General features: G+C 72.0%; 1 protein-coding gene and 1 pseudogene. Both read right to left on the reverse strand.

The window, feature by feature from the left end; genetic code table 11:
* Window positions 1-167: 167 nt before the first annotated feature.
* Window positions 168-1,148 (reverse strand): annotated as a pseudogene (gene ccsB, locus AB0C29_RS44445) (c-type cytochrome biogenesis protein CcsB).
* Window positions 1,148-2,287, reverse strand: a 1,140-nt coding sequence (locus AB0C29_RS44450; RefSeq protein WP_360833844.1) for a cytochrome c biogenesis protein ResB, incomplete at its 5' end; no start/stop codon positions are given. The gene AB0C29_RS44450 and the pseudogene ccsB, both read right to left, overlap by 1 nt.

Consider the following 2,287-nt stretch of genomic DNA (forward strand, 5'->3'; position numbering starts at 1 on the left):
GCACGCCCAGTGGCACCGGCAGGCGCGGGAGGTCGGCCGGGGAGGGCCGGCCTCCGGGGCACTCGGCGGGTGGGGCGCACAGGGCGGGACGATCGGGCTGAACCGCGAGACGCTCGGCCGGTGAGGGCGTCCCCCGCCCCGGGTGGCGGGGCGGGGGACGCGACGGCTCACATCCCGCCGGCGTTGGCGTACGAGTGCAGGCCCGCGAAGAACAGGTTCACGCCGAACAGGTTCATCAGCATCGTCACGAAGCCCAGCAGGGCGATCCAGGTCGCGGTGGTGCGCTTGACGCTCGGTGTCGCGCGGGCGTGCAGGTACGCCGCGTAGACGACCCAGGAGATGAACGCCCAGACCTCCTTGGGGTCCCAGGCCCAGTAACGGCCCCACGACGCCTCGGCCCACAGCGGCCCGGCGATCAGCGCACCGAAGGTGAACAGCGGGAACGCGAACGCGTGCAGCCGGAACGTCAGCCGTTCCAGCAGCTCCGCCGGCGGCACCTTCGCGCCCAGCGTGTACGGGAAGTTCCGCTTGCCCTGGTCGTAGCCGGCCCGGATGAGGAACATCGCGGCCGGCACCGCCCCGATCAGCAGGATGCCGGAGGCCAGGATGATCGTCGAGACGTGCACGATGTACCAGTACGAGTTCAGCGCCGGCACCAGCGGACTGACCGGCGTGTACGCGATCAGCCCGGCCGCACCGAGCAGCACGACCAGCGCGAGCGCGGTGAACAGGCCGAGGTGGCGCACGGCCGGCTTGCGGGTGATCACACCGAGCCAGACCGCCGAGCCGACGAGGGTCACCGCGAGGATGAACTCGTACATGTTGCCCCACGGCATACGGTGCGCCGCGAGGCCGCGGGTGACCACCGTGCCCAGGTGCAGCGCGAAGGCGAGCCAGGTGAGCCCGACGCCGATCAGGCCGAGCAGGGCACCGCGGTCCCGGGGCGGCGCCGGCGGCACGACGTCGTCCGCGGTCGGCACCTCCTACTCGCCCGGTCCCCGGGCGCCGACGAGCCGGCGGGCCGGACGGGTCGCCGCGCGGCCGATGTGGCTGCGGTTGCCGAACGCGTACTCCGCCGCGTAACAGACCATCGCGGCCAGGTACGCCAGCACGGTGAAGGCCATCAACTGGTCAGACAACTCCGCCATCACGGCGTCCTCTCCTCCGGCGTCCGGCGCGCCGCCGCCACGACCTGCTCGAACTCCTCGTGGAAGCCCGGATAGTCGGTGCGCGGCAGACCACCGGCCTCCATCAAACTACCGCCGGTGCCCGCCTCGGACCCGGCCGGGGGCGAAACCCGGAACCACACCCGGCGGCGGTGCCCGGACAGCGACAGCATCAGTCCGAGCAGGCCCAGCACCGCGCCGCCCAGCACCAGCGGCTGGGTCGGGTCGTAGCGCACCGCGAGGGTGGCGAACTGGCGGGTGCCGACGAACTCCAGCTTGGTGCCGTCGTCCAGGGTCCAGGTCTGGCCGGGCGTCAGCCGCTGCGGCCGTTCGCCGCTGACCTGCTTGAGCTGGCCGTTGGCCAGCTGGCCGCGGTCCAGCGCGTAGACCGAGCCGGGCAGGCCGGCGTCGACCCCGAGATTGCCCCGGTACGCCGTCAGGAACAGCGCCGGCTCCCGTTCGGCCGGGAAGACCGAGGTCGGGCCGCCCTTCGGATCCACCGTGGGCAGATAGACACCCTCGAAGGCGACCTGCAGGTCCTCGTCGCGCCGGTTGGTCTTCGGGTCGATGTTGACGTCGGGGAACTGCGCGACGCCCTCACTGGTGAGCATCTGGTCGCGAGGCAGGAACGGCACGATCCGGGTCTGCTGCTGGCCGAACCGGTCGGTGAACCGCAGGATCGGCGCGTAGCCGTGGCCGAGCAGGTGCACGTTGGCCTGCGACAGGCGCAGCGGGTGGTTGACCGTGAACTCGGCCGGGCGCCACGGCCCGTCCTGCTCGGTCTGCACGGTGGCGTGCGCGCCGAACGACTTCGGCTGGCCGCTGCTCTGGTACGTCGCGTCGAAGTCGTTCAACCGCAGGCAGAAGAACGGCAGGTCGGCGGCGTCGAGGCGGGGGCCGAGGGTGGACTCGTCGTACTGCGTCACCGAGTTGCAGAAGCCCAGGTCGTCGCCCTGCACCAGGAGGCGGTTGCCGTGCCAGCCGTACCAGTGCCCGAAGCCCACCCCGATCAGCACCGCCAGCAGCGCGAAGTGGAACAGCAGGTTGCCGGTCTCCTTGAGCAGGCCCTTCTCGGCCGAGACCGTCCACGTGCCGTCCGGCCGCTCGCGCACGACCGTGCG

Source organism: Actinoplanes sp. NPDC048791 (genome assembly GCF_040650095.1).
Classification (GTDB): domain Bacteria; phylum Actinomycetota; class Actinomycetes; order Mycobacteriales; family Micromonosporaceae; genus Actinoplanes.